Here is a 23,686-nt window from a genome sequence, read left to right on the forward strand (position 1 = left end):
GGGTACTTTGGACATCCGGGCACACGGACGGGTCGGGTGCCCTGGGACCCCGGGGGGTATGCCGATGGGTACGCACAAGCGATTAACGGCGCCGGTGATATCGATCGGGGCGTTGGGACTGGCCGCCCTCCACGTCGTCGAACCGGATGTGAGGATCGACGGCGCCACGCTGGCCCTGGCCGCGATCGCGGTCGTGCCGTGGCTGGGCGCTCTGTTCGAGAGCATCGAGCTTCCCGGCGGTGCCAAGTTCCAGTACCGCCGGTTGGAGGAGCGCCTGGAGGCCGCCGAGCAGCAGGCCGAGTCGGTACGGCTGGCTGTGGACGACGCGAGCCGCCAGGCGAGGGTCGCGCTGGTGGCCTCAGGGGACGGAAGCGGTCGGGGCGAAGGGGCGGCCGAGGCGATCGGCCGGCTCCGGGACGAGTTCACCGACCTGCGGCGCACCTTGCCCTCCGGGCCGACGCGGACCTACCGGCAGCAGCAGATCTTCGCGGAGTTGACCAGGCTGACACCTCAGTCGGCCGACTTCGACGTCGTCGGCGCCCTCGGCTCGGCGAACGGAGGCGCCCGGCTGAGCGCCTACGCCCGCCTGTACGCCTACCCGGAGGGGGAGTACCTGCCGGCCCTCGTGGAGGCGGCCACCGAGGAGCCCCTCGCGTTCGCCCAGTTCTGGGCGCTGAGGGCGGTCGGTGCGGTGATCGACACCATCGGGCCGGACAGCGTGCGGCTGTCCACGGTGAGGCAGCTGCGGTCGTGCCTCGCAGGGCTCCCGCAGACCGCGACGGACCGTGCCCACATGCTCCGCGTCCTCCTCGGACGCCTGGAGGAGGCGACGGGCTGAGCCGGCGTCGCGCGGCGGCAGACGGGCGGACCCGCGCCTTCGTCCGAACGCCGTTGTCAGTGGCCCCTCGTAGCGTCTGGGGCATGACGCGAACCGCACACACCTTCGCCTACGCGGGCCCCTCCGCGCTGACCGGTTCGGGCGCGAGCCGCAGCCTCGGTCTGGAGACCGCGGGCGGGCTGACCCCGGCCGGCGCCGAGGCGCACCCGCGCTTCTTCGCGGGATTCCTGAGCGAGCCCCAGGCCGCCGCGCGCGGGCTGCTGGCCGTCGCCGACGTGGCCGGGTCGAGGGAGGCCCGCTGGTTCCTGCGGAAGTAGCGGGCGGCGGCCGGGGACCTCAGCCGCGGCGGCCGGTGGCCGAGCCGAAGCCCAGCCAGGTGTGCCGGTTGTGCCACCAGCACCAGCCCACCTTGGGGGCGTCGCGCCGCTCGCGGCCGTCCCGGCCGGTGCCGTTGCTGATCCAGATCGCCGGGGTGCGGGTGTCCAGAGCGCCGTTGGGCTTGCGCAGCCGTGAACCGATGGTCATGAAGCAGTGGTTGCGCTCCAGCACCTGCGGCTGCTGCAACAGCCAGTGGATGCCCTCGGTGAGCACGAGCGGGGTGCGGCCCTTCGCGCCGAGGACGGGCAGGGCCTCCTCCGGGCTCCGGTTGGCCAGGTCGTCGCCCCGGTCGAGTCCGTCGACGAGGTAGAGGGGTGCGTCGGGCAGCTCGGCGTGGTGCGGCACGAAGCCGTCGACATCGGTCATGTCGACGACCACGAAACCGGGCTTGCCCTCGCGGCGGAGCAGCGGCGCGAGGGCGGAGGCGGGGGCCCGGTCCGGGTGGACGGCGAGCAGGGCGCCGCCGTCCGCCGCTCCGGCGCCCCCGGCGCTGCGGGCGAAGTCCCGCAGTTCGGCCGCGGAGATCCCGGCGATTTCGGGGACCCCGAGCTCGATCAGGCGTTCGGCCTGGGCGGCGAGCGGCGGGAGCGGGGTCACGGTGTCGGCGGAAACGGTTTCGGGCACGGGCACGGGCACGGGCACGGTACTCCTCGTTTCGTGATCGAAGCAGCGGCCCCGGCTCAACGAGGCGGACCGCCCGAATGTTCCCGGCCCGCCCGCCGAGCCGCCGCCCCTCCCCCTGTCCCCTCCGCCTGTCCCCTCCGCCGCCGCTCCCGCTGCGGCGGAGGGGGGAGGCCCGCCTGTCAGGGGGTCAGCGGCGGCCCCAGGTCTCCGTGTCGACGACGCGGCCCCGCTCGTCGCGCAGGGTGGCGGTGTCGCCGCGGTTGCCCCAGATGTACTCGTGGCGGTTCTGGAACAGGTCGGAACGGGTGTTGTGGCCGGTTCCGGTGTGGATGCGGAGGGTGGCGTGGCTGTTGATGCGGACGTTGTCGAAGCGGTAGCGGTTGCCGTCGTCGTCGCGCAGGGTCCAGCCGCGGAGGTTGATGGCGTCGCGGGTGGTGTTGGTGATCTCCACCCATTCCGCGTTCAGGGAGCGGTTGGAATGGTCGTCGCGTCCGGGGCTGTCGGCCTGGACCCGGCTGATCTCGACCCGGGGGTGCTGGCGGTGGTCACGGTCCTGCGCGGCGGCCGGCAGGGCGGCCGCGCCGACGACGGCTCCGGCGGCCAGCACGGTGGCGGCGATACGACGGGCGGAGGAAGATGCGGAGGACATGGGTGACGCTCCCTCAAGAAGCGTGCTCCACCAGCCGAAACAGGTGGCAGCAGCGGTTCGGATTCCCGGCCCGGAGTGAGCCGGTGGCCACACTCTCGACCCGGCACCCGCCCCGCTGCAGCCCCCGCCGGGGCCGGTTACCAGAAGCGGACATTTCCGTCACGCTCGACTGCACACCCCACGCATGTCCCACCGCCCCGGCCCTGACAACCGGTGCCTCCTGCACCCACCCGCCCGTCCCACCGGCACGGCCGTCGCCGCACACCGGCGCACCACCCGGCGCACTCGGGAATCCCGCCACCCAAGCGGAGCTGGATATTCCGTAACAACCGTTCGCCTGATTTCTTCGCACGTACATGCGCAACCGGCTCACGCCTTCGCACTCCTGGCCGCCCGAGGTCACTCGCCGCGGGCGGTCAGGCGGCCGGCGGTGGCGAGCCGTGCGAGGCGGTCGTGTTCCCTCTCGGCCCACCGCCGGACCCGGTCGGGATCCAGCGCGCTGCCGTGGCCGACGTGCAGGCGGGTGGGGTTGAGGGCGAGCATCTCGCGCAGGCTGGCGAGGTTCTGCCGGGGGTCGTCGTGGAAGGGCGGATCGGCGGGCCGGCCGGGGATCAGGCCCATGAAGGAGTTCGCGACGAGGTCACCGGCGACGAGGTCGCCGTCGTCGGTGAGGACCGAGACCGATCCGGCGGTGTGGCCGGGGGTGGGCATGATCCGCGCCGCGAGGCCGAAGTCGTCCAGGCTCGTCTCGCCGTCGACGAGTACCGCGGGTTCGAACGGCTCGGCCCGGGCGTGGAGCTTGCGGTTGCGGGCCATGAGGCGGCCCATCGGGCCGGTGGGCAGGTAGGGTTCGCGGACCCGGCCCGAGCGGTACGGGCCGAGATCGGCGACGTGGCCGGCGAGCGGCGCGCCGGTGAGCCGGTGCAGTTCGGCGGCGGAGCCGAAGTGGTCGATGTGGCCGTGCGTGATGACGATCAGGGCGACATCGGCGGGATCGACGCCGTGGCCGGTGACCCGGGCCAGGATCGCGCGGCCGCTGCCGGGGGTTCCAGCGTCGACGATGACGGGCCGGCGGCCGAGGAGCAGGTAGGCGTTGATGTGGTGCCGGCCCAGGACCGGGATCGGGACGACCTTCGTGCGGGACATGGCTCTCCTCCGAAACGTGCCGGCCTGCGCCGCACGAGGGCATGGCGGGGCCCGCCCGGTGCGCGGGTGCGCCCGGTGGCCGGCGGTGGTGTGGGTGGGGTGGTGTGGGGTGGGGTGAACCGAGGCGGGGTGGGGCGGAGCGGGGTCAGAAGCGGCGGCGGTACTCGGCCGGGGTGGTCCCCAGCCTCCGCCGGAAGACGCGGTGCAGCGTCTCCACGGAGCCCAGGCCGCTGGCGGCGGCGACCTCGGGCAGGCCGCGCTCGCCGTCCTCCAGCAGCCGCCGGGCGGCCTCCAGCCTGGCCGCCTCCACGTAGGCGGCCGGTGTGGTGGAGGTGCGCTGCCGGAACAGCCGGCTGAAGTGGCGGGGGCTCAGGTGCGTACGGGCGGCGAGGGCTTCGAGGGACAGGTCCCCGGTGAGGTGGTCGGCGATCCACCTGCGCAGCTCGTCGATGCGGTCGTCCGAGGAACCCTGGACGGACAGGGGCACGCTGAACTGGCTCTGCCCGCCGGAGCGTTTCACGTACATCACCATCGTCCGGGCGGTGGCGAGCGCGAGGTCCTGGCCGTGGTCCTCGGCGACCATGGCCAGCGCCATGTCCATCCCCGAGGTGACTCCGGCGCAGGTCCACACCCGCCCGTCCCGGATGAAGATCGGGTCGGGATCGACCCGCACGCCCGGGTGATCGGCGGCCAGCCGGTCCGCGGTGAGCCAGTGGGTCGTGGCGGGCCGGCCCTCCAGCAGCCCCGCCGCGGCCAGCAGGTGCGCCCCCGCGCAGACCGACCCGATCCGCCCGGCTCCGGGCGCCGCACGGCGCAGCCACGCGACGACCTCCGGGTCGACCACCGGCTCCACACCGCCTTCGACCAGCTCGATCGCCCCCGACACCACCAGGGTGCCGATCGGGGCGGCCACCTCGTCGAAGGCCAGATCGGCCATCAGCCGCACACCGCTGGACGTGGCCACCGGGGCGCCGTCGGGCGTGGCGATCAGCACGCGGTAGCCCGGCCGGCCGGCTCCTGCGAGCCGGGAGGCGACGGAGAACACCTCGGCCGGGCCGGTGGCGTCCAGCAGCTCGATTCCCGGGAAGGCGACGATCACGATGTGGTGCGGTGCGGGCATGCCCTGATCATTCCGCCCGCTCCGGCATGGCCGCAATGACCAGGACCTGTCACATCGGGCCATCGGGGAGGACGGGGGCGAGGCGGCGGGGGCACGGCCCCGTCGCAGCCAGGATGGCCGGACCGCGCCCCCTGTAAGGACCCTTACCCACGTTCCCCGCCGCCCATGGGGGGCCGCGGCCGACTCGCCCGAACATTCGAACAAGTGCTCTAATAGGTGAGTGACGTCCCTCCGCTTCCCCGACGACCTGGTCGAGCTGCAGGCCGCATGGCTCGCCACCTACGCGGCCCTGGCCCGCCGACCCGCACGCGCCGGCACAGCCGCCCAGCGCCGCCGGCTCATCAGCCTCTCCTGCCGCATCGCCGCCCACCCCTACTGGACCGCCCCGGGCCGCTCCCGGGCCGCCCTCGTGGAGCTGCGCCGCCAGGCCCGCGCGCGCCGATGGGCGGAGGCGGCGTAGGCGAACCGGCCCGGATCACTAGGATGTCCGACATGTCCGGTCTGGTCGCCGTTCCGTACGTGTCCACCCCCGGCGGCCGACTGCGGTCCGCCGCACGGCTGGCCCTCTGCGCCGCCGCGTCCTGGTACCTGTGCCTGTGGTGGGGCACGAGCACGACCCCCGTCCCCGCCGCGCTCCCCGCGGTGCTGATCCTGCGCGAGGACGTCTACGCCTGGCCGCGGCTCGGGTGGGAGCGCCTCGCCGGGGTGGTCGTGGGCGTGGTGCTGAGCACGGTCCTGTTGCACTGGGTGACGGATCCGACGTGGTCCTTCCCGCTCGTGCTCCTCTGCGGCTGCGCCGGGATGTACCTGCTGGGGCGCCCCGGTTCGCCCAACCAGCAGGTGCTCATCACCGCGCTGATGGTCTACGCGACCGCGGTCCCCGGGTACCCGCTGGCGCGGCTGGAGGAGACCTTCGTCGGCATCGCCGTGGTCGTCCTCCTCGGGCCGCTGCTGTGGCCTCCCGACCCCTACCGGTCGGCCACCGAGGGACTGGACGGCTACCGGACCGCGGTCGGGGAGCTCCTGGCCGGGATCACCGACGGGCTGGAGCGCGCCGCGACGGCCCCGGAGGCCGTGCGGGCCCTGGCGGCGGGCGCCCTGCCGGAGCGGGCGCGCCTCTGGCTGCGCCCCCAGGCCTGCCGGGACGCCTTCGACCGGGCGGCGGGCGGCCGCACCCCGCTGCGCCGCCGGGCCGGCCGCCCGCCGGAGGGGCTCGACGGACGCCTGGTCCTGGCCGCCCGTACGGCGCCGACCCTCCAGTACTTCACCGAGGAGCTGTACGAGCGGACGCGCCCCCGCGGCTCCGCGGGGCCCGCGGAACCCGGCGCGGACGGTCCGCACGACCCCGCTCTGCACGCCCTCGCACCCCTGGTCCGGGTCACCGCCGGCGCCCTGGACGCCGCGCTGCGGGGCGGCGACTTCGCCGAGCCCCTCGACCGGGCCCGCGCCCTCGACCTGGCCCACCGCACGGCACACCCGTCCCGGCACGACGCGGTGCTGCGGGCCGGGCTCCACCTGACCCACGAGGCCCTCGCCGACCACCTCCACCGCAGCGGCGCCGCCCGCCCCGGCACACCCGGCCGGCCCCCGCCACCGGAGTGACGGGGCGCGGCCGCCGGCCTCCCCGGGACACGGGCAGGACCCGCCGGTCGGGCCACCGGTCCGAGGTCTCCTTCGATGAGCGTCCGTGCGATCCGGGGGCGTTCCCAGAGGGCCGGGATCGCGGGCACCGGATCGGGGATCGGGACGGCGGAGCCGGGGCCCGGGAAGGCAGCCCGTGGAGCCGCGCTGCGCAAGGCTCCCGTCGACCTGACCGGTCCGTCACGCCCCACGGGCCGGGCGGACGGGCTCAGGACCCCTCGGGCTCGGTGTCACCGCAGGCCGGGGCCGCCTTCCTCCTGCGGTACACCACCGCCGCGCACACCGCGAGGAGCAGGACGGCCACGGCGGACACCCCGAGGGCCGTCCGTTCGGCGAAGAGCCTGCCCAGCACTTCGAGCACGCCGAGTCCCGCGGTCGCGTAGATCAGCGCCCAGGCCGCTCCGCCGACGAACAGGGCCGGGAGGTAGCGCGACAACGGCATGCGCATGCTGCCCGCGAGGAAGTTGGCGGCGGTCTGGAGTCCGACGGTCAGGAAGGAGACGGCCACCACGGGGGCGCCCCACCGCTGGATCGCCCGCTCGGCACGCAGGAACTTCGCCGAGGAGATCCGCGCGGCGAACCTGCTGCGCCGGGCGCCCGCGCCGGTGAGCCATCCGACGGCGAAGGTCCCTCCCGCGCGGAGCAGGACGATGGCGTACAGGGCTCCGGCGGTGAGCACGATGCCGTCCACGAGCCTCCTCCAGAACTCCGGGCCGGAGCCCGGGCCGGCACGCCCGCCGGATGCAGGCAAGGTTAGCCTAACCGAACATGCATGCGGAAGCGTAGGACGCCCGCCGCCCCCGCCCCCGTCCGCGCCGTGCCCCGCGCCGGTCCGTCGACCGCGGGGGCCGCGGAAGGAGCCCGCAGGTGCCGACATAGGCTTTTGATCATGCCTACCGAGCTTCCTGACCTGACCTCGCTGATCGCCGCCCCCCACGAAGCGTACGTCCGGCTCCGGGAGGCCGGGCCCGTGCACCGGGTCACCGGGCCGGACGGACTGCCCGTGTGGCTCGTCACCCGCTACGACGACGTGCGCCGGCTCCTCGCCGACCCGCGGCTCTCCCTGGACAAGGCGCACCGCCTGCCCGGCCGGTACCGGGGCTTCTCGCTGCCCCCGGCGCTCGACGCCAACCTGCTGAACATGGACCCGCCGGACCACACCCGGATCCGGCGCCTCGTGGCCAAGGCGTTCACGCCGGGCCGCGTGGAGGGGATGCGCGGCGGGATCCAGGCCCTGGCGGACCGGCTGCTGGACGAGGTCGCCGACCGCGGGCGGGCCGACCTCGTCGCCGACTACGCCGCACCGCTGCCGATCACGGTCATCTGCGACCTGCTGGGCGTACCGCAGGACTCCCGTCCGGACTTCCGCGCCTGGACCGATGCGCTGATCGCCCCCGACCCGGCGAACCCGGCGGCGACGAAGCAGGCCGTGGTCGCCATGCTCGGGTACTTCCCGCAGCTCATCGGCGACAAGCGCCGCACGCCGGGCAACGACCTGCTGACGGACCTGGTCGAGGTCCGCGACGGCGGCGACCGGCTCACCGAGGACGAGCTGACCTCGCTGGCCTTCCTGATCCTGTCCGCCGGCTACGAGAACACCGTCCAGCTGATCGGCACCGCCGCCCTGGCCCTCCTGGACCACCCGGAGCTGGCGGCGGCCCTGCGCGCGGACCCGGACCGGATCGAGGCCGCGGTGGAGGAGTTCGCCCGCCACGACGGCCCGGCGCTGCTGGCCATCCGCCGCTTCCCCGTCGAGGACGTAGAGGTCGGCGGCGTACGGATCCCGGCCGGGGAGACCGTGATGCTCTCGCTCGCCTCGGCCAACCGCGATCCCGAGCGGTTCGCCGAACCCGACCGCCTCGACGTGGACCGGCGGGACGGCGGCCACCTGGCGCTCGGCCACGGGATCCACTACTGCGTGGGCGCACCGCTGGCCCGCCTGGAGACGCAGATCGCCGTGGGCACGCTGCTGCGCCGCTTCCCGGGCCTGGCCCTGGACGTGCCGCGCGACGAGCTCCGCCGGCGGCCGTCGATGCGCGCCCGGGGCCTGGTCGCACTGCCGGTGCGGTTCTGAGCCACGGGTCGTCCCCGTCCCCGGCGTCGTCGGGCCCCGGGGGCGGGGAGGTCGGCCACACGGTCGTCTCCCCCACCAGGTCCACCCGCCACTCGACCCGCCGGTCCGGCGGTTCAGCGCCGTGCGGAGCGGGACCTCCTGTCGCGCCCCGCGTCCGGGTCGTCCTCCGCCCGGGGCAAGGGACTGTGCCCCTCGGAGTGGTCGTTGACCCACCCGCAGAGGGCGCAGGCGTAGCGGCCGTTCAGCCCGGCGATGAGCGTCCCGCACTGCCGGCACTCCTGCTCCGTGATCTCCAAGGCGTCCAGGAGTCGCGACGGGTCCTCGGGCGAGCCGGGTCGAGTGTCCATCCCCGCAGGCTAGCGGCCGTGGCCCACGGGGACCACCCGCGCCGGGGCGGCCGTCCGTACTCCCTATACGGGTTGCCGTTCCGAGAGGGGGAGGCACGACCCGTACCACCCCGCCGTGGACGCGTCGGGCGGTCAGGCGTTGAGCGCCGACCACAGCCACTGGCCGCCTACCCGGACGTAGAGCCGCTTGTTCGCGGAGTCCACGGCCATGGTTCCGTCCAGGGGCTGGCGGGTGAAGGAGGCGTCGGTGACCGGGCCCGGCACCAGCCGCAGGGGCGGGTTCGGCGCGTTCTTGACGGGGATCGTCCCGGTCGCCTGGGCGCCGATGCTGCCGTAGCTGTTCTCCACCCGGAAGTCGCCGGTCGAGGACTGTTCGTAGTAGATGTGGGTGCCGGTGGGCGCGGTGGTGTAGAACCCGACGACGTTGCGCAGCACGGCGGTGGAGCCCGGGCCCGAGTAGAGCGCGACGCCCGCGTTGACGGTGGCCTTGTCCCGGTTGGCGATGACCACGTTCTCCAGCGCGCTGGCGCTCGCCGCCCAGCTGATGATGTTCCGCGCGGTGGCCGGGGTGCCCTGCGCGAAGTCGCCGGCGTAGCAGTAGATGTTGGTGGCGTAGACGTGCCGGCAGCCCGCGTCGGTCTTCAGGTGGGGGCCGCCCTGCATGCGGGAGGTCTCGAACTTGCAGTCGGTGAGGTAGACGCCGTTGGGGTTGTTGGTGGTGACGGCGCCCTGGCCGATCCACAGCGCGCCGGTGCCGAAGGCCTCCAGGCGGCAGCCGATGAAGTGGATCTGGTTGATGTTGTCCTTGCTGTGCCCCCAGGCGCCCTCGGTGGCGGACGAGGCGTTGCGCAGCCAGATGTTGGGCTGGTTCGTGCTGGCGGTGGTGCCGGTGCAGTCCTCGATGACCAGATTGTAGAAGCGGGAGTCCCAGAACTCCACGGCGTCGATGCACATGTCCCGGTTCGAGGTCATGAAGACGTCGCGGAAGTAGGAGTTGTTGTTGTAGTAGAGCTCCAGCAGCAGGCCGGTCTTGCCGTTGCCGTTGAAGCCGAGGTTCTCGACGGAGCAGTAGCGGCGGTGGGTGGAGCCGGTGGAGTAGGCCGCTCCGGTGCCGGACATCCGGAGCAGGATGCCGTCGCCGCCCTTGATCAGCGTGGAGGCCTTCGCCCCGGCGCCGGCCAGGCGGATGCCGTCGGCCTTGAGGGCCAGCGCGGGTGCGCCGGCTGCGGGCTTGACCAGGTACTTCCCGACGGGGAAGTACACGGTGCCGCCGCCGGCCGCGGCCGCCGCGTCGAGTGCGCGCTGGACGGCGGCGGTGTCGTCGGCGGAGCCGTCGCCGACCGCGCCGTGGTTCTTGACGTCGAACCAGTCCGGCGTCCCGGCGGCCGTGGTCGCCGCGGCGGCCGTACCGGTGCCGGATGTCAGCGCGGTCCCGGTGAGCCCGGCCACCGCTCCCGTGAGCAGGGCGCGGCGGGCCGTCTTGTGCCGTTCGGTCATGGTCTCCCCCTTGTGATGACGGACAACGGGGATGATCTTGTCATCTGGCGGTGACACCCGCCGGGAGGTGCGTGACGGTGCAAGTGTCGCGCGCGGAGGGTGAGTTCGGTGCCGGGGTGCCGGGGTGCCGGAGGTTCCGGGGTGCCGGGGTGCCGCCGGATGGCCCCCTTCCCCGCATGACCGCGCGCCGTGGGGCGGCCGGGGTAGCGTGGCGGGGTATGAGCGAGGTCGCCGAAGCCAGAGGTCCGAAGGTCCCCCCGAGTTTCCCTCCCAAGTCGCCCCCGCCGCAGAGGAAGCCCGTCGAGGCACCGCGGCCGCGGCCGGCGACCAAGCCGAAGTCCGCCGCCGGACACCCGCCACGGCCCGGGGCCGCCGGACGACGGGCCCGACGGCGCCCGGGGCCGCGCGTGCCGCGTACGCGGTCCCGTACGCCGTGATCGAGGAGGCCGCGGACGCCGGCGCCTCGCCGGGCGGCCTCAGGGCGTGTCGGACCCGGCCCCCTCGGCCATCTCCCGCTTGATCCTCTCCATCACCCTCTCGACGCGCAGGCTCACCGCGGAACCCGCGGTGGTCGTATCGACCAGACCGTCACGCGGGCCTTCGCCTTCGCCTTCGCCTTCGCCGGCCAGCTCCTGCTCGATGATCCTCTTGATCCTCTCCAGGCGCCGGGCCAGTTCGGAGCCCTCGGTGCTCCCGTCCACCAGCCCGCCCGCACCGGGGGCTTCCCCGACCGCATCCAGCTCGTCAGCCATACCAACTCCTCACCTCGGGAGGGGCTTTCGCTCCCACGGTACTGACGGGCACCCCGATTTCCCTGTGGACCGCCTGTGAACCCAGGGTAAAGTCCCGACGACTTTACGCATCGGTAATCGGACGACAGTGCGAACAAGGAGGCGGACGAGGGATGAGAACGCAGAGAACGGGCGACGGCGGAGGGAACTCCCCTCGCCTGGCGGTCCTCGACGGCATACGGATCCTCGCCGCGCTGGCCGTCCTCTTCTACCACTACACGGTCCTGGCCAGCGCCTGGGGCGAGCCGACCACCGCCGTCTTCCCGGTCGCCCGCCGGTTCGCCGTGTACGGCTGGCTCGGCGTCGAGATCTTCTTCCTCGTCAGCGGGTTCGTCATCTGCATGAGCGCCTGGGGCCGCACCCTGGGCGACTTCGCGGTGTCGCGGGCCGCCCGGCTCCTCCCCGCCTACTGGGCGGCCGTGGCCTTCACCTCGGTGGTGCTGCTCGCCTGGCCCGAGGTGCGGCCGATCACGAACTACACCGACATGGTGGTGAACCTGTCGATGCTGCAGGGCGGCCTCGGGGTCCCGCACGTCGACGACGCGTACTGGACCCTCTTCGTGGAGCTCAAGTTCTACGCGCTGTTCGCGCTCCCCGTCCTGCGCGGGGTGACCTACCGCGGCTGCCTGCTCTTCTGCGGCCTCTGGACCGCGGCGGGCGTGGTGGCCCCCACCGTCGACGACGGGGTGCTGTCCTTCTTCGCCATGCCGTCCGCGTCCCCGTACTTCGTCGCCGGCATCGCCTTCCACCTGATGCGCCGCTTCGGGCCGAACGCCGTCCTGTGGCTCGTCGTCGGCGTCCAGTTCCTCCTCGCGCAGCACTACGTCCACGACCGCATGGCCTCCAGCCTCGGCCGGGCCGCAGCCGACCAGACCCCCGTCTGGCCGGCCCACGTGGTCATCCTGCTGGGCTTCGCCGTCATGGCCGCCCTCGCGCTCGGCGTCCTGGACCGCATCCGGTGGCGCTGGCTCCCGCACGCCGGTGCGGTCAGCTACCCGCTCTACCTGATCCACATGATGGTGGGCCTGACCGTCATCCACCACTTCCGCGACCGCGTCGCCCCCGTACCGCTGGTGCTCGCCACCACCGCCGGCATGCTGGTGCTCGCCTGGCTCCTCCACCGGCTCGTCGAACGCCCGCTGGGCCGGCGGCTGGGCATTGCGCTGCGCCGCGGGATCCGGGACGTACGGGTGGCGACCCCGCCCCGGCCCGCCCTCGGCGCCCTGCCCGCACAGCCCTCCGGCCCCGACGCGGAACGCATCCCCGCCCGGCGGTAGCGCCGGGCGGACGGCCGGCGGCGACGGCTCCTCCCCCGCCCCGGCCGAGGCCGTCGTCGCCGGCTCCCCGGTTCAGCCGGCGCCGCGTGATCCGCGCCGGGGGAACCGCGCGGGAGGGGAGGCGGAAGCGGCCCGCTGGGGGGCACCGAGGTAGGTGAGGACGGCCAGGACGCGCCGGTCGCCGCTGTCCTCCGGCGGGAGGCCGAACTTCAGGAAGACGTTCCCGACGTGCTTGTGCACGGCCCGCTCGGTGACGACGAGGCGGGCGGCGATCTCGGAGTTGCCGTATCCCTGGGCCATCATCGCGAGCACCTCGCGTTCCCGCCCCGTCAGCCGCGCCAGGGGGTCGCCGCGCGTCACCAGCAGCTGCCGGACGACTTCCGGGTCCAGCGCCGTACCCCCGGCCGCCACCCGGTGCAGCGCGTCGAGGAAGTCGTCGACGCGGGCGACCCGGTCCTTGAGCAGGTAGCCGACGCCCGTGCCGTCGGCGATCAGCTCGCGGGCGTAGGTGTCCTCGACGTACTGGGAGAGCACGAGGACCGGGAGGCCGGGCAGGAGTTCCCGGGCGTGCAGCGCCGCCCTGATGCCCTCGTCGGTGAAGGTCGGGGGCAGGCGGACGTCGACCACGGCCACGTCCGGGCGGTGGGTGAGCGCGGCCGTCACGAAGGACCCGGCGTCCTCGGCCGTGGCGAGCACCTCGTTGCCCAGGGCCTCCAGCATCGCGGAAAGCCCCTGGGCCAGCAGTGCGTTGTCCTCCGCGATCAGGATGCGCACGGGCACTCCACGGTGATCACGGTGGGCCCGCCGGGCGGACTCTGCACCCGCAGCACCCCGTCGACCGCCTCGACCCGCCGGCGGATGCCGAGAAGCCCGGTGCCGCGGCCCTCGGCCGCCCCGCCCCGGCCGTCGTCGCCGATCTCCGCACGGACCATGCCGCCGGCCCTCGTCAGGGTGACCCGTACGGAGCCGGCGTCCGCGTGCTTGGCCGCGTTGGTGAGCGCCTCGGTGACGGCGAAGTACACGGCGACCTCGACCTGCGCCGGTACGTCGCCGAGTTCGCCGAACCGCCCCGTGGCGGGTACAGGGCAGCGGGCGAGGACCGCCGAGACGGCGCCCGCCAGGCCCCGGTCGGCGAGCACCGGCGGGTAGACGGAGCGCAGCACGTCCCGCAGTTCGGCCATCGCCTCCTCGGCGCCTTCCCGCGCCCGGGTCAGCAGCGGACCCACCGCGGCGGGGTCTGCGGCGAGCGTCCGCTCGGCGAGGCCGAGCTGCATGGCGAGGGACACGAGCCGTGCCTGGGTGCCGTCGTGCAGGTCGCGTTCGATGCGGCGCAGTTCGTCGCCGTGCGCGTGGATCGCCCCCGTGCGCGTCCGGTCCAGCGTCGCCACGCGTGCGGCGAGGACGGCGGCGGCCGAGGGGGCGAGCAGCCGCCGGCTCGCGGCGGCCGCCGACCCGGCGAGCAGGGGCGGGCCGAACAGCGCGAGCAGCACGCTCAGCAGGAACTGGGGCACTCCGGCGCAGACCGCGGATCCCCAGCCGTCGATCGGCACGTTCATCATCACCTTGACCGGCTCGTCCGCGGGGAACAGCCACCACAGGCAGACCAGGACGAGCACGACCGCCGGAAACACGAAGAGCACCGCGCCGATCAGCCCGAGCAGGGTGCCGGCGACCGCCATGCAGGGCGCCCAGCGCAGGTCGCGGCCGGTCGCCGGGTCCGACAGCACCGCCCTCAGCCGCCTCCGCGCATGCGGTCCGGCCGGTGCCGCGGGTGCCGCCGCCCACCGTCCCAGCCGCTCGCGCTCGCCGTCGGCCAGCCGCCGCAGCAGCCGGAGTTCGAGCGGCAGGACGAGCAGGCCCACGCCGACCAGGCAGAGCAGGGCCGAGTACACCAGCACGGGCACCAGCACGACCAGGGCCAGTCCGCGGACGGCCACGCCCGCGCAGTATCCGGCGGCCCGGGCCGAACGCGAGGCGCGCTCGCGCGCCTTCAGTAAGTCCTTCACGGCGCCCAGTCTTCCTCGCCCCGGTCTCCCGGCGCAGTGGAGCCTGCTCCACCATCGGGAGGGGAGCGTGCACGATCGTCCCGGTCACCCGGCCGTTCGTAGCGTCACGGCCATGAAACGAACGAACGTAGCGGACCGTCCGGGTCCCGGTCTCGTCCCCTTCCTCGCGATCAGCTTCGCCGGAGCGTGGGTCACCATGATCCCGCTGTGGGCCGACGGCCTCCGCCGGACGAGCGCCGCGCAGGGGACGCCGCCGCTCGCGGCGCTCTGCATGATCCTGATGATGCTGGTGCCGGCGCTGACCGCCTTCGGTCTCACCGCGCGCCATCGGGGACCGCGCGGGGCCGTGCGGGTCCTCGGGCTCACCAGGGCCACACCATGGCGGCACGAAGTCCGCTCCGTGGCGACGGCCCTCACGATCCCGCTCGGCCTCACCGCCGTCGGCCTCACCGTCTCCACCCTGGCCGGCTGGTACGCCCCCGCGCACCTGCCGGGGCCCGGCACCATCGCGCCGCTCGTGCTGAGCGCGCTGGTGTCGGTTCCGCTGTACTTCGGCGAGGAACTCGGCTGGCAGGGCTACCTGCTGCCCCGGCTGCTGCCCCTGGGCAGGATGCGCGGCCTGTTGGCCGGCGGTGCGATCTGGGGGGCCTGGCACGTCCCGATGACCGCGCTCGGCGGGAGCTACCCCGGCCATCCGGCGCTGCTGGGAATACCCGTCGCGGTGGTGACCGCCATGCTGCTCGGAACGGTGATCGCCGCCGTCCGGCTGTCCACCGGGTCGGTGTGGGCGGCCGTCGCGGCGCACCTGTCGCTCAACGAGTTCGCGCTGCCGCTGACCGGCCACGTCTCGGGCCCGCTCGTCGACCCGCTGCTCGCCGGACCGCTGAGCGTGGCGACCTGGCCGGCGAGCGCCCTCGCGGTGGTGGGCGTCTGGCTGGCCCACCGGCGGCGCGACGGGCGCCGCGCGGCCGGCGGCAAGGCCGGGGCCGGCCTGCCCGGCGGGGCCGGGCGCACCTCGTCGTAGGGGCGGTACCGGGTCGGGGTGTATCCAGGTCCACCCCGGTCCGGTTGCCAGGTGCAGGGGCCCGCCGGGCTCCGGGCGGCATCGTGGTCCGCGTACGGGTTCACGGACGGACGGGGAGGACTCATGGGGCGCAGGATGCGCAGGGCAGACGGGAACGGGAACGGGAACGGGAACGAGAACGGGAACGGGGACCGGGCGGGGCGTGCCGGGGTGTGGGCGGTGGCCGGCGTGTTCACCGCCGTGGCCTTCCTGGCGGCCGGGGCCTTGGGGGCGGCGCAGCCGGGGACCGGGATACCGGAAGAGGTCGTGCAGCTGACCCAGTTCGGCCCGGCCCTCGCGGTGGGCGCGGTCGCCGTGTTCCGGCTCCGCCGGACGCGTGCGCTGCTGCGGGGCGCCGCGGAGACGGCGGCGGGCTCCCGGCCCCTCGCCGGTGCGCTGCTCCTCGGCGCGGCCGGGCTGATCGTCGCGCTCTCCGTGCTCGGGTCCTGCGCGGCCGGCGGGGAGGCGGACTTCACGCCGCCGGGGTCGCTGCACCACTCCTTCGTGCTGATCGCCGTGGCCCAGCTGGTGGGGGCGTGCGGGGAGGAGGTCGGCTGGCGCTGCTTCCTCCAGCCGCTGCTGCGCACCCGTCTGGGCACGCTCGCCTCCTCGGTGACGGTGGGTGTGCTCTGGGGGGCCTGGCACGTGCCGGTGTTCGCCCAGGCGCCCGCCTACGCCGCCGGGTTCCTCGTGGCCACCACGGCGATGTCGGTGCTCCTGGGCATCGCGCTCGACGGCACGGGCGGGTGGCGGCGGCTGCTGCTGGCCGGTGGCTTCCACGCGCTGGTCAACCTCGGGCTGCTCCTCTTCCTGGACGAGGAGTCGGGAGCGGTCCGGCCCATGCTCTGCTTCGGGCTGTCCTGCCTGGTGGTGGCCGTGCTCGCGGCCGCCCTCCGCCGCGGCCGGCGTGCACCCGGGCCGGCGGCGGTGCCCGCACCGGCTACCCTGCACGGGACATGAGTTCGACATCACGCCCTCTCCGTACGGAGTTGACCCTCCTCGCGGCAGCCGTCGGACGGTGCCAGCTCGCCGGTCTGCTGGGCCTGCGGGTGGCGGCCGTCGGGGCGGGGGTCGTCGGAGCCCTGCTGCTGCTCCCCGTCGGACTGGGCCTGCGCCTGCTGCCGCCCGCCGCGGCCGCGCTGCGCCGGTGCGGCGACCGCGCACGGGAGCGGGCGGAGCGGTGGTCGGGGGTGCGGATCACCGCGCCCGATCCGCTCCCGCGGACCGCGGGGGCTCGCGAGGTCCTGGCCGACGCGGGGTTCTGGCGGGACCTGTCCTGGGCGTGGCTGGAGCCGCTGGTGGGCGGCCTGCTGGTCGCCGTACCACCGTCCCTGGCCGTGTACGGGCTGTTCGGGGCGCTCGTGCAGCCGTTCGTGTGGCGGCTCCTGGACGACGGCAACTGGTACGCCTTCGTGCCCGTGCACAGCACCGCCCTGATGCTCGCGGCGGCCGTACTGGGCGTCGGCTTCACCGCCGCGGGGCTGCTCCTCGCACCACCCGTCCTGCGCCTGCACGCCCGGTGGGGACGGCGGCTGCTCGCTGCCCCGCGCGTCACCGAACTCCGGCGCCGCGTCGGACAGCTGACGGACAGCCGGGCCGAGGTACTGGACGGGCAGGCGGCCGAGCTGCGGCGCATCGAGCGGGACCTGCACGACGGGGCCCAGGCACGGCTCGTCGCCCTCGGGATGCGCCTGGACGGCGCGACCCGGCTGCTGGACACCGATCCGCCGGCCGCCCGGGCCGCACTGCTGGAGGTGCGCGAGCTGTCCGGGCGGGCCCTGGAGGACCTGCGCGGCCTGGTCCGGGGGATCCAGCCGCCGGTCCTCGTCGACCGGGGCCTCGGCGACGCCGTGCGCTCCCTGGCCCTCGACAGCTTCCTCGACGTGGACGTCGAGGTCCGGATGGCGGGCCGGCTGCCGGCCGCCGTGGAGTCGGCCGCCTACTTCGCCGTCAACGAGCTGCTGGCCAACGCGGCGAAGCACTCCGGTGCCGGCCGCGTGGACATCCGCCTCGCACACGACGACGCACACGACGACACAGAGGACGACGCGCACGACGACGGGGGCCGCCGCCCGGCCGACCCGGGCAGCCCGGGCGCCGACGGCCCGCGGCTGCGCGTCACCGTCACCGACGACGGCCGCGGCGGTGCGGATCCCTCCCGGGGGACCGGGCTGCTCGGCGTCCGGGGGCGATTGGCTACCTTCGACGGGAGCCTCGTCCTGCACAGCCCGCAGGGCGGCCCGACCACCGTCACCCTGGAGATCCCGTGCGCGTCGTCCTTGCCGAAGACCTCTTCCTGCTGAGGGACGGCCTGGTCCGCACGCTCACCGAGCACGGCTTCGACGTCGTCGCCGCGGTGGACAACGGCCCCGGTCTCCTGCGCGCCCTGCTGGAGGAGCGGCCGGACGTGGCGGTCGTCGACGTGCGCCTGCCGCCGACCCACACCGACGAGGGCCTCCAGGCCGCCCTGGAGGCCCGGCGCCGCCACCGCGGCCTGCCCGTGCTCGTGCTCTCGCAGTACGTCGACCAGCTCTACGCGAACGAGCTCCTGTCGAGCGACGACGGCGCGGTGGGCTACCTGCTGAAGGACCGGGTCACCGACACCGGCCAGTTCATCGACGCGGTGCGCCGCGTCGCCGCGGGCGGCACCGTACTGGACCCGCAGGTGATCGGACGGCTGCTCTCGCGCGGCGCGGCCCGCGGCACCCTGTCCGCCCTCACCCCGCGCGAACACGACGTCCTGGAACTGATGGCGGAGGGCCGCTCCAACGCCGCCGTCGCGGGGGCCCTCCACTTCAGCGAGAGCGCCGTCGCCAAGCACACCGCGAGCATCTTCGCCAAGCTCGGCATAGCCCCCTCGGCCGAGGACAACCGGCGCGTCCTCGCCGTCCTCGCCTACCTCAGACGCTGAAGCCGCAGGCCTGGAGCCGCAGGCGCCGCCGGGCCTCCGCTTCGTCCGCGGCCCGGGGACCCCAGGGGGCGGTCGCGACGACCGCCGGAGAGGTGAGGCCCAGCGCCCCGTTGTCCTTGCCGTCCCGCATGTGGTCGAGCCAGCGTTCGTACCAGCTCAGGAAGTCCCGGGCCGAGGAGACGTTCGCCTGCCGGAAGCCGTCCGCGTTGCCGGTGACCACGCGGCCGGTGAGGGGCCCGGTGACCCCGATGAGGCACAGATCGCTGCAGCCCATCTCGACGACGTGGAGGAACCGGTCTCCTCGCAGCGCCTCCGGGTGGTGCTCGTGGTGGAATCCCCGCGGGGCGCCGTCCGGCGGCTGCCGGTCCATGGTGAACAGCCTGCACTCCTCCAGCGGCAGCAGACCGAGGAAGGGGCCGGCGCCACTGCCCCCGACCTCTGTGAGGAACCGCCGGTAGGCCGGCGGCAACACGATGCGGTGTTCCCGCTCGAAGGCGTCCACCCGCGCGGAACGGACGCGCGGGCCGAGACGGAAGCCATGGCGCTCGGCGCCCGTCGAATGACTGCGCTGCGGCTGGTACGGCACCTTCGCCAGCTTGGACCGGATGCGCACGGTACGGGAATCCACCGGAGGATCTCTTCTCTTGTCCGCCGCCACTCTACCGGCGGCGGGCGGCGGCACCCGTCGGTCCGCGCGGGCGTGCGGCGCTCACTCCGACGGGGAACGGACGACCAGGCGCCCGTCGAGGACGACCTCCAGCCAGGTGTAGCAGTCACCGGTCCACAGCCCGACCTCCGCCCCGCACCCCGCGCACGCCAGATTCGCCCCGTCGTGCCCGCCGGGCCCGCAGCAGCCGCCCCAGCGGCTCGGGATCTCCACGGTGCCGACCAGATCACCCGGGCTCAACACCGGGTCGGCTCCCGGCCCGTGCCCCGCCCGGGACCGCCGGAAGCCCTTGGGCAGCGGGCCCCAGGTGATGCGTCCCGGCTGCGGGTCGCGGGCGAAGGTACCCGCAGCCATCCTGGGCGGACAGGGGTCCACGGGGGAGTCGAGCGGGGTCCAGGTCCCGTCCTCCGCCGGCGGCGCCACCTCGCGCACCGGCGCGGACAGCCGGCCACCGCACACGGCGCAGGAGAAGACCTCGTCGCCGGCCGCCCCCATGCCGTCCCCCCTCGCCCTTCGTCGCCGCAGCCGAAACTACCCCACGGCCCCGACACACCCCGGGCGCGCGAGGGAAGAACGGCGCGGAGATGTCCAACCTTGATGTCTCCAGGGCCACTTGACGGCAGACTGTCGTCCGTGACGACTCCGACCGACGTGTCCGACACCGCCCGGTGACCGCCCGCGCCCCGAAGAAGACCGCCCTGGTGCTGATCGACGTCGAGAACGCGATCGGCGCCCTCGCGCAGCCCCCCGTCGCCCTGGCCCGGCTGACCGCCTTCCTGGAACACGTTCCCGCCGAGGCCCTCGTCGTCGCCGCCTGCCCGCCCTCACGCCTGCGACCCGACGTCGAACGCGTCCTGACCGACCACGGCGTGAAGGTGCTGTCCGCCGGCACCGGGCCCGACGCCGCCGACAAGGTCCTGCTCAACCGTGCGCGCCAGGCCGCCGCGGAGGGCGTACGCCACTTCACCGTCGTCTCCGCCGACGCCGCCTTCGCCGCCCTCGCCCCCCTCGGCGAGCTGCACGTCCTGGCCTGGGACACCCAGCCCGTCGGCAAACGGCTGGCCGCGGCCGCCTCCGTACACCGCATCCCCCGCGCCCGCGGCGCCTCGCCGGCCCCGCCCCGGCCCGCACCGAGCGGCGGCCCGGCCCCCGCACCGGCCGTGCCGGCCCCGCAGGAGCCGCCGGCGGACCCCACCCCGCCGCAGAACCCCCCGCGGCCCCGGTCCACGGCGCGGTGGGGCGGTACCGCGGTCGCCGCCCTCTTCTGCGGCGGCGTCGCGCTGGGCGCCGGCACCGCACTGGGCAGCCGCCTCGTCCACCTCGCCCTCGACGCCGTCACCCGACCCCGCACCTGACGCCGCCCGCGCGGTACCTCAGACCGGCGCCGACGGCAGGTCCAGGGTGGCGACCGCGCCTCCCTCCGGGGCGTTGGCGAAGGTGAGGCGGGCGCCGAGGACGGCCGCCTGCCCGAGGGCGATGGTCAGTCCGAGGCCGTGTCCCCGGCCCCGCTCCGCCGCCCCCGTGCGGAAGCGCTGCGGGCCCTCGGCGAGCAGGCCCGGCGGGTAGCCCGGCCCGTGGTCGCGTACGACGATCCGCGTGCCGGTGACGGTGACCCGTACGGGGGCCGCCCCGTGGCGGTGCGCGTTCGTGACGAGGTTGACCACGATCCGCTCCACCCGGCGCGGATCGGTCTCGACCGCCCGGGCGTCCTCCGCGGCCTCGACCCGGACGTCCGTGCCGGTCCGCCCGACCACGTCCGCGACGAGTTCGCCCAGGGGCACCGGGTCGGTACGGGCCCGTTCGGCGCCGGTGTCGAGCCGGGAGACCTCCAGGAGGTCCTCGACCAGCCCGCTCAGCGCCCGGGCCCGGTCGCGTACGAGCGCGGCCGCTTCGTCGTCGTCCGGCAGCAGCCCCGCGGCGGTCGTCAGGCCCATCAGCGGGGTCCTCAGCTCGTGCGCGACGTCCGCGGTGAACCGCCGCTCGCCCTCCAGCTTCCGCTGGAGGGCCCCCGCCATCTCGTCCATGGCGGCCGCCATCTCGGAGATCTCGTCGCGGGCCCGTCCGCCCGGCCCGATCCGGGCGTCGAGGTCCCCGTCGGCGATGGCCCGGGCGGTACGGGCACCCCTGCGCAGCCGGCGGTTCATGGGTTCGGTGGCCAGCGCGGCGAGGGGGACGACGACCACGAGGGCGGCGAGCACGGCCTTGACGATGCTGCGGTCGAGCAGTTGCAGGGCCCGGACCTCGAAGCTCATGTCGGTCCGGGCGACGAGGACCCGCCCGCCCTCGACGGGCACCGCCGCCCAGAGCCAGAACGAGTTGGGCGGGTCGCGGTCGTACCAGGTCGCGTACACGTCGGCCGGCGCCTTGGCCCCCAGGGCCCGCGCGAGCGGCGGATCGAGCTGTTCGGGCCGCAGGACCTGGACGTCGAGCGGCGTGGTGCCCGTACGGGCGTACTCGCGCTCGGCGGCGCCCAGCCGGGCGACGACGCGATCGGTGCCCGTCCGCTCGCTGCGGTCCGCCATCGAGCGGTGGACGAGCACGCCGACCACCGCGGCCACGGCGCAGCACGCGGCCGCGGTCAGCGCGGCGATCTTCCAGCGCAGGGCGCGGGGGTTGGGGAACGCCATCGGCCGGCCCGCCCTAGCCGCGGACGAGTTTGTAGCCGAAGCCCCGAACCGTCTCGATCCGGTCGGCGCCGATCTTCTTGCGCAGCCGCAGCACGCACAGGTCCACGACCCGGGTGTCGCCCTCCCAGCCGTAGTCCCACACCTCGCGCAGCAGCCGGCGGCGGTCGAGCACGGTTCCGGGGGCCGACGCGAACTCCAGCAGCAGGCGCAGTTCGGTGGGGGTCAGCGGGACGGGCCGCCCGCCACGCCGCACCTCCAGGCCGAGGGTGTCCACGGTCAGGTCCCCGAAGACCAGCGTGCGCCCGGCCGGCGCGGTGGCGGCGGGCGGGGCCGACGGTCCGGTCCCCCGTCCGGCCGGCTCTTGCGGTGGCCGGAAGGTCGCGCGGCGCAGCAGGGTCCGGATCCGGGCGACGAGGACGCTCGTGTCCACGGGTTTGACGACGTAGTCGTCGGCGCCCGCCTCCAGCCCGGCGACCACGTCCAGGGCGTCGCCGCGTGCGGACATCATCAGGACCGGGACCGGGCTCTCCTCGCGGACCCGCCGGCACAGCCCGATGCCGTCGAGCTCGGGCAGCATCACGTCCACGATGAGCAGGTCGTGCACGCCCGTCCGGTGGGCCTCCAGTCCGGCGAGTCCGTCCGCGGCCGGCGTGACGCGGTAGCCGTAGCGCTCCAGGGACAGCTGTACCGCGCGGCGGATGGTGTCGTCGTCCTCGACGAGCAGGACGCTGACGAGTTCCGGGACCGGGATTTCCGACATGCTGCCTTCTCGCTCATACGTACGGGTTACGGGGTCCACCGTAGCCACAGGGCGCACGGGACGTGCCGCTCAGAGCCGGACGGAGGCCGCGACGGGCAGGTGGTCGCTGCCGGTGGCGGGCAGGGTCCACGCGGAGACCGGGGTCATCCCCCTCAGCAGCACCTGGTCGATGCGGACCACCGGGAACGCGGCCGGCCAGGTGAAGCCGAAGCCGGCGCCGGACTCCCGCTGTGCCGAGCGCAGCCCCGAGGTCACCGGCCGCAGCGCCGGGTCCTCGGCCGTCCCGTTGAAGTCGCCCACCACCAGGACCCGGGGCAGCGGCTCCGCCCGCAGGGCCTCGCCCAGCTTCCGGGCCGAGTCGTTGCGCCGCCCGGTGGCGAAACCGGCCTCCGCGGTGACGCGTACCGAGGCGAGGTGGACCGCGTAGACGGCCACGGGCCCCTGGGGGGTGTCGACGGCGGCCCGCACCGCGCGCGTCCACGGCATGATCGGCACGGTCTCCACCCCGTTCAGCGGGTACCTGCTCCACAGCCCGACGCCGAGGTGCACCGAGCGGTACGGGTACCGGGCGGCCAGCTCGCGCTCGTACGCACGCGCCGACTCGGCGGACAGTTCCTGGAGCGCGAGGACGTCCGCCCCCGACGCGGCGAGTGCGCGGGCGGTCCGCGCGGGATCGGGGTTGTTCTCGTCCACGTTGTGGCTCACCACGGTCAGCTCCCCGCCGCCGCCCCGCTTGTCGGCGAGCGTGCCGGCGAACAGGCACCCCCAGACGACCGCGGGCACCAGGGCGGCGGCCACCGCGAGCCGGGACCGGTGCACGCACGCGGCCGCGAGGAGCACGGGCACGCCCAGCCCGGTCCAGGGGAGGAAGGTCCGCAGGAGGCTGCCTGGATTCCCGGCCCCGTTCGGCACGCACCCGTGCAACCCCATGAGCAGGGCCCAACCCACCGCGGCGGCCACGAGGACACGGCCCCGGGTGCGGCGGGCGGGGGCGTCGGGGGCGTCGCCGGGGGCCGGGCGCGCGGTGACGGGCGGATCGGTGACGTTCGAGGTACTCACACCGGAAGGCTCCAGGAGCCGCACTTCGACCCGGTCAGGGTGCCGCTTCGAGAACCTCACAGCTGTGCTTCAGCCGTGTATCGGCGGGGACGACCGAGGCATCCGCGACCCCCTGCGCCGCAGTCGTCGCCCGCCCTCGACGGGCACACCCCGCCGGCAGGGCGGGGTGTGGGGCGGGGGGGGGGGGGGGGGCGCGGGGGGGCCGGCCCCC

25 protein-coding genes and 1 pseudogene are annotated in these 23,686 nt (G+C 74.9%); 11 read left to right on the plus strand and 15 right to left on the minus strand.

The window, feature by feature from the left end; all coding sequences use genetic code 11:
• Positions 1-64: 64 nt before the first annotated feature.
• On the plus strand, positions 65-838 hold the full coding sequence (locus tag AB0469_RS18525) for a hypothetical protein (protein WP_366452476.1): 774 nt from the start codon (positions 65-67) through the stop codon (positions 836-838).
• Positions 839-921: 83 nt separating this feature from the next.
• Positions 922-1,149: pseudogene (locus AB0469_RS18530) on the plus strand (SWIM zinc finger family protein); the annotation flags it as partial.
• A 25-nt stretch (positions 1,150-1,174) separates the two neighbouring features.
• Here the strand turns inward: AB0469_RS18530 and AB0469_RS18535 are convergent.
• From AB0469_RS18535 to AB0469_RS18550, 4 genes are all read right to left on the minus strand, one after another.
• Positions 1,175-1,840 (minus strand): DUF5701 family protein, encoded by a 666-nt coding sequence (locus tag AB0469_RS18535; protein WP_366452505.1) that lies wholly within the window; start codon positions 1,838-1,840, stop codon positions 1,175-1,177.
• A gap of 187 nt (positions 1,841-2,027) precedes the next feature.
• A complete protein-coding gene (locus AB0469_RS18540; protein ID WP_366452477.1) occupies positions 2,028-2,489 on the minus strand; it encodes a lamin tail domain-containing protein in 462 nt (153 codons plus the stop codon).
• A 399-nt stretch (positions 2,490-2,888) separates the two neighbouring features.
• Complete coding sequence (locus tag AB0469_RS18545; RefSeq protein WP_366452478.1) at positions 2,889-3,635, minus strand: MBL fold metallo-hydrolase; 747 nt, start codon at positions 3,633-3,635, stop codon at positions 2,889-2,891.
• Positions 3,636-3,780: 145 nt separating this feature from the next.
• Positions 3,781-4,755, minus strand: a complete 975-nt coding sequence (locus tag AB0469_RS18550) for a helix-turn-helix domain-containing protein (RefSeq protein ID WP_366452479.1) — start codon at positions 4,753-4,755, stop codon at positions 3,781-3,783.
• Positions 4,756-4,975: 220 nt separating this feature from the next.
• On the opposite strand from AB0469_RS18550, the gene AB0469_RS18555 reads away from it, so the two are divergent.
• Entirely contained in the window at positions 4,976-5,215 is a 240-nt protein-coding gene (locus AB0469_RS18555; RefSeq protein WP_366452480.1) for a hypothetical protein, read from the plus strand.
• A gap of 32 nt (positions 5,216-5,247) precedes the next feature.
• The gene (locus AB0469_RS18560) at positions 5,248-6,357 is read left to right on the plus strand and encodes an FUSC family protein (protein WP_366452481.1); all 1,110 of its coding nucleotides are present in this window, start codon (positions 5,248-5,250) and stop codon (positions 6,355-6,357) included.
• A 247-nt stretch (positions 6,358-6,604) separates the two neighbouring features.
• On the opposite strand, the gene AB0469_RS18565 is transcribed toward AB0469_RS18560, so the two are convergent.
• On the minus strand, positions 6,605-7,087 hold the full coding sequence (locus AB0469_RS18565; RefSeq protein ID WP_366452482.1) for a VTT domain-containing protein: 483 nt from the start codon (positions 7,085-7,087) through the stop codon (positions 6,605-6,607).
• Between the two features lie 198 nt (positions 7,088-7,285).
• Here AB0469_RS18565 and AB0469_RS18570 point away from each other — a divergent pair, with 198 nt between their 5' ends.
• On the plus strand, positions 7,286-8,470 hold the full coding sequence (locus AB0469_RS18570; RefSeq protein WP_366452483.1) for a cytochrome P450: 1,185 nt from the start codon (positions 7,286-7,288) through the stop codon (positions 8,468-8,470).
• A 113-nt stretch (positions 8,471-8,583) separates the two neighbouring features.
• Here the strand turns inward: AB0469_RS18570 and AB0469_RS18575 are convergent, their stop codons facing one another.
• The 3 genes from AB0469_RS18575 to AB0469_RS18585 form a co-directional block, all read right to left on the minus strand.
• Positions 8,584-8,817 (minus strand): hypothetical protein, encoded by a 234-nt coding sequence (locus AB0469_RS18575; protein WP_366452484.1) that lies wholly within the window; start codon positions 8,815-8,817, stop codon positions 8,584-8,586.
• A gap of 132 nt (positions 8,818-8,949) precedes the next feature.
• A complete protein-coding gene (locus AB0469_RS18580) occupies positions 8,950-10,314 on the minus strand; it encodes a glycosyl hydrolase family 28-related protein (protein ID WP_366452485.1) in 1,365 nt (454 codons plus the stop codon).
• A 476-nt stretch (positions 10,315-10,790) separates the two neighbouring features.
• Positions 10,791-11,066: a hypothetical protein gene (locus tag AB0469_RS18585; protein WP_366452486.1), complete on the minus strand. Its 276-nt coding sequence runs from the start codon at positions 11,064-11,066 to the stop codon at positions 10,791-10,793.
• Between the two features lie 152 nt (positions 11,067-11,218).
• On the opposite strand from AB0469_RS18585, the gene AB0469_RS18590 reads away from it, so the two are divergent.
• The gene (locus AB0469_RS18590; RefSeq protein ID WP_366452487.1) at positions 11,219-12,382 is read left to right on the plus strand and encodes an acyltransferase; all 1,164 of its coding nucleotides are present in this window, start codon (positions 11,219-11,221) and stop codon (positions 12,380-12,382) included.
• Between the two features lie 72 nt (positions 12,383-12,454).
• Here the strand turns inward: AB0469_RS18590 and AB0469_RS18595 are convergent, their stop codons facing one another.
• Both AB0469_RS18595 and AB0469_RS18600 read right to left on the minus strand, forming a co-directional pair.
• Positions 12,455-13,156, minus strand: a complete 702-nt coding sequence (locus AB0469_RS18595) for a response regulator transcription factor (RefSeq protein WP_366452488.1) — start codon at positions 13,154-13,156, stop codon at positions 12,455-12,457.
• Positions 13,144-14,388, minus strand: coding sequence for a sensor domain-containing protein (locus AB0469_RS18600; RefSeq protein ID WP_366452489.1), 1,245 nt, complete (start codon positions 14,386-14,388; stop codon positions 13,144-13,146). Before AB0469_RS18600 ends, AB0469_RS18595 begins: the two co-directional genes overlap by 13 nt.
• Positions 14,389-14,500: 112 nt before the next feature.
• Between AB0469_RS18600 and AB0469_RS18605 the strand changes: the two genes are divergently transcribed.
• From AB0469_RS18605 to AB0469_RS18620, 4 genes are all read left to right on the plus strand, one after another.
• Positions 14,501-15,412 carry a CPBP family glutamic-type intramembrane protease gene (locus tag AB0469_RS18605; RefSeq protein WP_366452490.1) on the plus strand — a complete coding sequence of 304 codons (912 nt, stop codon included), beginning with the start codon at positions 14,501-14,503 and terminating at the stop codon, positions 15,410-15,412.
• A gap of 135 nt (positions 15,413-15,547) precedes the next feature.
• A complete protein-coding gene (locus AB0469_RS18610; protein ID WP_366452491.1) occupies positions 15,548-16,411 on the plus strand; it encodes a CPBP family intramembrane glutamic endopeptidase in 864 nt (287 codons plus the stop codon).
• A complete protein-coding gene (locus tag AB0469_RS18615) occupies positions 16,408-17,754 on the plus strand; it encodes a histidine kinase (RefSeq protein ID WP_366452492.1) in 1,347 nt (448 codons plus the stop codon). Before AB0469_RS18610 ends, AB0469_RS18615 begins: the two co-directional genes overlap by 4 nt.
• On the plus strand, positions 17,718-18,362 hold the full coding sequence (locus AB0469_RS18620) for a response regulator transcription factor (protein ID WP_366452493.1): 645 nt from the start codon (positions 17,718-17,720) through the stop codon (positions 18,360-18,362). Before AB0469_RS18615 ends, AB0469_RS18620 begins: the two co-directional genes overlap by 37 nt.
• Here AB0469_RS18620 and AB0469_RS18625 read toward each other — a convergent pair.
• Together AB0469_RS18625 and AB0469_RS18630 are read right to left on the minus strand one after the other, a co-directional pair.
• A complete protein-coding gene (locus tag AB0469_RS18625) occupies positions 18,352-18,990 on the minus strand; it encodes an SMI1/KNR4 family protein (RefSeq protein ID WP_366452494.1) in 639 nt (212 codons plus the stop codon). The genes AB0469_RS18620 and AB0469_RS18625 overlap by 11 nt on opposite strands.
• 81 nt (positions 18,991-19,071) lie before the next feature.
• Positions 19,072-19,524 carry a hypothetical protein gene (locus AB0469_RS18630; protein WP_366452495.1) on the minus strand — a complete coding sequence of 151 codons (453 nt, stop codon included), beginning with the start codon at positions 19,522-19,524 and terminating at the stop codon, positions 19,072-19,074.
• A gap of 173 nt (positions 19,525-19,697) precedes the next feature.
• Between AB0469_RS18630 and AB0469_RS18635 the strand changes: the two genes are divergently transcribed.
• Complete coding sequence (locus AB0469_RS18635) at positions 19,698-20,384, plus strand: hypothetical protein (RefSeq protein WP_366452496.1); 687 nt, start codon at positions 19,698-19,700, stop codon at positions 20,382-20,384.
• Between the two features lie 18 nt (positions 20,385-20,402).
• On the opposite strand, the gene AB0469_RS18640 is transcribed toward AB0469_RS18635, so the two are convergent.
• The 3 genes from AB0469_RS18640 to AB0469_RS18650 form a co-directional block, all read right to left on the minus strand.
• A complete protein-coding gene (locus tag AB0469_RS18640) occupies positions 20,403-21,656 on the minus strand; it encodes a HAMP domain-containing sensor histidine kinase (protein ID WP_366452497.1) in 1,254 nt (417 codons plus the stop codon).
• Positions 21,657-21,669: 13 nt separating this feature from the next.
• A complete protein-coding gene (gene cseB, locus AB0469_RS18645) occupies positions 21,670-22,416 on the minus strand; it encodes a two-component system response regulator CseB (RefSeq protein ID WP_366452498.1) in 747 nt (248 codons plus the stop codon).
• Positions 22,417-22,485: 69 nt separating this feature from the next.
• Complete coding sequence (locus tag AB0469_RS18650; protein WP_366452506.1) at positions 22,486-23,376, minus strand: endonuclease/exonuclease/phosphatase family protein; 891 nt, start codon at positions 23,374-23,376, stop codon at positions 22,486-22,488.
• Positions 23,377-23,686: the final 310 nt, after the last annotated feature.

This window comes from Streptomyces sp. NPDC093801, from assembly GCF_040701585.1.
Taxonomy (GTDB): Bacteria; Actinomycetota; Actinomycetes; order Streptomycetales; family Streptomycetaceae; genus Streptomyces.

Excerpts from the sequence above, each read along its gene's own strand:
- AB0469_RS18525 (WP_366452476.1), top strand. The coding sequence starts at position 65 with ATGGGTACGCACAAGCGATTAACGGCGCCGGTGATATCGATCGGGGCG.
- AB0469_RS18540 (WP_366452477.1), bottom strand. The coding sequence starts at position 2,489 with ATGTCCTCCGCATCTTCCTCCGCCCGTCGTATCGCCGCCACCGTGCTG.
- AB0469_RS18545 (WP_366452478.1), bottom strand. The coding sequence starts at position 3,635 with ATGTCCCGCACGAAGGTCGTCCCGATCCCGGTCCTGGGCCGGCACCAC.
- AB0469_RS18550 (WP_366452479.1), bottom strand. The coding sequence starts at position 4,755 with ATGCCCGCACCGCACCACATCGTGATCGTCGCCTTCCCGGGAATCGAG.
- AB0469_RS18560 (WP_366452481.1), top strand. The coding sequence starts at position 5,248 with ATGTCCGGTCTGGTCGCCGTTCCGTACGTGTCCACCCCCGGCGGCCGA.
- AB0469_RS18570 (WP_366452483.1), top strand. The coding sequence starts at position 7,286 with ATGCCTACCGAGCTTCCTGACCTGACCTCGCTGATCGCCGCCCCCCAC.
- AB0469_RS18575 (WP_366452484.1), bottom strand. The coding sequence starts at position 8,817 with ATGGACACTCGACCCGGCTCGCCCGAGGACCCGTCGCGACTCCTGGAC.
- AB0469_RS18580 (WP_366452485.1), bottom strand. The coding sequence starts at position 10,314 with ATGACCGAACGGCACAAGACGGCCCGCCGCGCCCTGCTCACGGGAGCG.
- AB0469_RS18585 (WP_366452486.1), bottom strand. The coding sequence starts at position 11,066 with ATGGCTGACGAGCTGGATGCGGTCGGGGAAGCCCCCGGTGCGGGCGGG.
- AB0469_RS18590 (WP_366452487.1), top strand. The coding sequence starts at position 11,219 with ATGAGAACGCAGAGAACGGGCGACGGCGGAGGGAACTCCCCTCGCCTG.
- AB0469_RS18605 (WP_366452490.1), top strand. The coding sequence starts at position 14,501 with ATGAAACGAACGAACGTAGCGGACCGTCCGGGTCCCGGTCTCGTCCCC.
- AB0469_RS18610 (WP_366452491.1), top strand. The coding sequence starts at position 15,548 with ATGCGCAGGGCAGACGGGAACGGGAACGGGAACGGGAACGAGAACGGG.
- AB0469_RS18615 (WP_366452492.1), top strand. The coding sequence starts at position 16,408 with ATGAGTTCGACATCACGCCCTCTCCGTACGGAGTTGACCCTCCTCGCG.
- AB0469_RS18630 (WP_366452495.1), bottom strand. The coding sequence starts at position 19,524 with ATGGGGGCGGCCGGCGACGAGGTCTTCTCCTGCGCCGTGTGCGGTGGC.
- AB0469_RS18640 (WP_366452497.1), bottom strand. The coding sequence starts at position 21,656 with ATGGCGTTCCCCAACCCCCGCGCCCTGCGCTGGAAGATCGCCGCGCTG.
- cseB (WP_366452498.1), bottom strand. The coding sequence starts at position 22,416 with ATGTCGGAAATCCCGGTCCCGGAACTCGTCAGCGTCCTGCTCGTCGAG.